This window comes from Lutibacter sp., from assembly GCF_040883305.1.
Classification (GTDB): Bacteria; Bacteroidota; Bacteroidia; order Flavobacteriales; family Flavobacteriaceae; genus Lutibacter.
In genome coordinates this window covers 1-3,480 of the sequence record NZ_JBFLKT010000159.1, presented here as the reverse complement: position 1 = coordinate 3,480, position 3,480 = coordinate 1, and the positions used below count along the sequence as shown (strand labels likewise).

The following is a 3,480-nucleotide window of genomic DNA, read 5'->3' as shown; positions in this document are numbered from 1 at the left end:
GCAAACTTACCAACTTGAACATAATACTTAGTTGCATCAATTAAAACTTCATTATCAACATCTGGAGAATCGAATTCAGTTCTTCCAACAAATTCATTTCCATCTTTTCTGTCAATAATTACTTTAAAAGTTTTTCCAACTTTTTCCTGATTTAAATCCCAAGAAATCTGACTTTGAAGTTCCATAATATCATTAACACGTTGTTGTTTCACTTCTTCTGGTACATCATCTTCTAAATTTGCAGCGTGTGTATTTTCTTCGTGCGAATATGCAAAAGCTCCTAAACGCTCAAAACGCATTTCTTGAACCCAGTCTTTCAATTCTTGAAATGCGGCTTCAGTTTCACCTGGATAACCAACAATTAAAGTAGTTCTAATTGCCATATTTGGCACAGACTTTCTAAATTCTGTAATTAAATTAGTCGTTTTTTCGTGCGAAGTTCCTCTACGCATAGACTTTAAAATAGCATCGTTAATATGTTGTAACGGAATGTCTATATAATTACAAACTTTAGGTTCGCTATGTATTACTTCTAAAACATCTAACGGAAATCCAGTTGGAAATGCATAATGCAAACGGATCCACTCAATACCTTCAACTTTTGCCAATTCTTTTAACAAATCTGCCAAGGCTCTTTTTTTGTAAATATCTAATCCGTAATAGGTTAAATCTTGTGCAATTAAAATCAGTTCTTTAATTCCTTTTTTAGCCAGTTTTGTTGCTTCAATAACTAGATTTTCAATCGGAGTTGAAACGTGTTTACCACGCATTAGTGGAATGGCACAAAACGAACAAGGTCTATCACAACCTTCAGCAATTTTTAAATAAGCATAATGTGTTGGCGTGGTTGTTAAACGTTCACCTACCAATTCGTGCTTATAATCTGCATCTAAAACCTTTAATAAATTTGGTAAATCGTGTGTGCCAAAATACTCATCAACATTAGGGATTTCCTTTTGTAAATCTGGTTTATATCGTTCGCTTAAACAACCAGAAACATAAACTCTATCAACTTCACCTAATTCCTTTTTATTTACATAATGTAAAATAGTATTTACAGATTCTTCCTTTGCATCACCAATAAAACCACAGGTATTTATAACAACAATATTTCCATCATCATTTTCATCTTCGTGAACAACATTTTTATTGTTTGCTTTTAACTGTCCCATTAACACTTCACTATCGTAAACGTTTTTAGAACAACCTAAAGTTACAACATTGATTTTATTTTCTTTCTTTGTTTTTGTACGCACAAATTTTGTATTTTAAATTTTATTTTTTGCAAAAGTAAGTAAACCTTTTTAATTGAGTTTAGTCTAAATATAAATACGCAAATTTTTAACTTTTTATATATGAAAAAATACTTCTTATTTATTACGCTATTAGTCAGTATTTTTTCCTGTTCACAAAATGAAGACTTATCAACAACAGAAAAGTCTATTTATTTTCCACCAATAACAGGACATAATTGGGAAACAATTACTCCTTCTGAATTAAATTGGAATACTCAAGAAATTGAACCATTAATAACTTATTTAGAAGAAAAAAATACAAAATCGTTCATTATTTTATACAATGGTAGAATTGTTATTGAAAAATATTTTGGTGATCATTCCGAATCAAAACCTTGGTATTGGGCAAGTGCTGGAAAAACATTAACCTCAATAATAACTGGTATTGCCGAAGAAAAAGGTTTACTAAATATAAATAATAAAGTTTCAGATTATATAGAAACTGGTTGGACAAGCTTACCTGTAACTAAAGAAAATTTAATTACTTGTAAGCATTTATTAACTATGACATCTGGTTTAGATGATAGTTTAGGGGATAAAGTTAGTCCAGCAAATTTACAATATTTATCAGATGCTGGAACAAGTTGGGCTTACCACAATGTATATGTAAAATTACAAGATGTTATTGAAACTACTTCAAAGCAATCATTTTCAACATTTTTTAATACAAATTTGAGGGATAAAATTGGAATGACAGGAACCTGGTTGCAAACTGGTGATTTTAGTGTATATTATAGTACAACTAGAAGCATGGCAAGGTTTGGTTTATTAGCATTTAATAAAGGAGCCTGGAATTCAACAAAAATTATAAATGAAGATTTTTTTATAAATTCAATAAATACTTCTCAAAATATAAATAAAGCCTATGGGTATTTATGGTGGTTAAATGGAAAATCTTCTTATCATTTACCGCAATCTCAATTTGAATTTCAAGGAAAATTAATCCCAAATGCTCCAAATGATTTATATGCTGCTTTAGGTAAAAACGATCAAAAAATTTATGTTTCGCCAAGTAAAAAGTTGGTAATTATTAGAATGGGTGAAAGCTCAGAAGGTACAAATTTTGCCCTTTCAAATTTTGACAACGAACTTTGGGGAAAAATTAATTTAATAATAAATTAAAAATTATTTATAGTTAACAGGAAGTTTTCTTGCCTTTGTTAATTTTTCAAAAGCAAACCCTAACTGTAATAATTTTTGTTCTTGATAAGGTTTTGCAATAAATGTTAAACTAATTGGCTCATCTGATTTTTTATATCCCATTGGTACGGTTAAACAAGGATATTTTGCAACTGCGGCAAAACCTGCATGGTAATTATTTATAGATAAAATAGCATCTAAATTATACGCTTCCATCGGAGTATTTAAAAATTCAATACCATTTTTATACAAATTTTGTTTTACCAATTCAAATGCTTCAGTCGATGTAGTATCATTTAAAATTCCTTCAAATAATTGTTGCCCATAAGGTGCGCGTTTTATTGAATCTAATAAATTTAGATTTACAACATCCTCAACAGATGAAATTTCAACAGTTGGATCAGCATAATTTTTCAAATAATCTGGCAAATCTTGTTTCATATCAATATTTAACAAGGTTAAAAAACCATTTAAGCCAACTTTAGGTTGCTCAAATTCAACTATTTCTGCTCCTGCTCTTTTAATAATTTGGATTGTTCTTTTGTAAATAGAATCTGCTAATAGCGCTGTTATAACTCCAAATCTTTTTCCTCTTAAGGTTGAAGTACTTAAAGAATCTATATAATTTAATTGCTTGTCATTTCCTTTGGTTGCTGCATCTTCTATATCTTCACCTAACATTGCTGAAAGAAAAATGGCATTGTCCTTAACACTTTTTGTCATTGGACCTGGAGTGTCTAAAGTACTTGAAATTGGTACAATTCCGGTACGACTTAATAAACCTATAGTCGGTTTTAATCCCACCACAGAATTTTGACTTGATGGCGATAAAATAGAACCTGAAGTTTCTGTACCTACTGCTGCAACTGCAAAATTTGCAGCTACTGTTACGCCACTTCCTGAACTTGAGCCTCCAGTTTCAAAAACTTTTCTTCCATATGGATTTAATGTTTGACCTCCAACAGCACTATAACCAACAGGACAACCACTGCAAAAATAATACGCCCACTCACTTAAATTGGCTTTTCCTAAAATTAAGGCACCG

General features: G+C 30.5%; 3 protein-coding genes. 1 reads left to right on the top strand and 2 read right to left on the bottom strand.

Annotated elements, in window-relative coordinates; all coding sequences use genetic code 11:
• The coding region (gene rimO, locus AB1Z17_RS05215) for a 30S ribosomal protein S12 methylthiotransferase RimO (protein WP_368050739.1) at positions 1-1,256 on the bottom strand (1,256 nt) is incomplete at its 3' end.
• Between the two features lie 99 nt (positions 1,257-1,355).
• Here rimO and AB1Z17_RS05210 point away from each other — a divergent pair.
• Entirely contained in the window at positions 1,356-2,417 is a 1,062-nt protein-coding gene (locus tag AB1Z17_RS05210; protein ID WP_368050738.1) for a serine hydrolase domain-containing protein, read from the top strand.
• 3 nt (positions 2,418-2,420) lie between these two features.
• Here the strand turns inward: AB1Z17_RS05210 and AB1Z17_RS05205 are convergent.
• A partial coding sequence (locus AB1Z17_RS05205) for an amidase family protein (protein ID WP_368050737.1) occupies positions 2,421-3,480 on the bottom strand: 1,060 nt, incomplete at its 5' end.

What these genes read in the sequence shown, in the direction of transcription:
- AB1Z17_RS05210 (WP_368050738.1), top strand. Translation starts at nt 1,356, where the DNA reads ATGAAAAAATACTTCTTATTTATTACGCTATTAGTCAGTATTTTTTCC.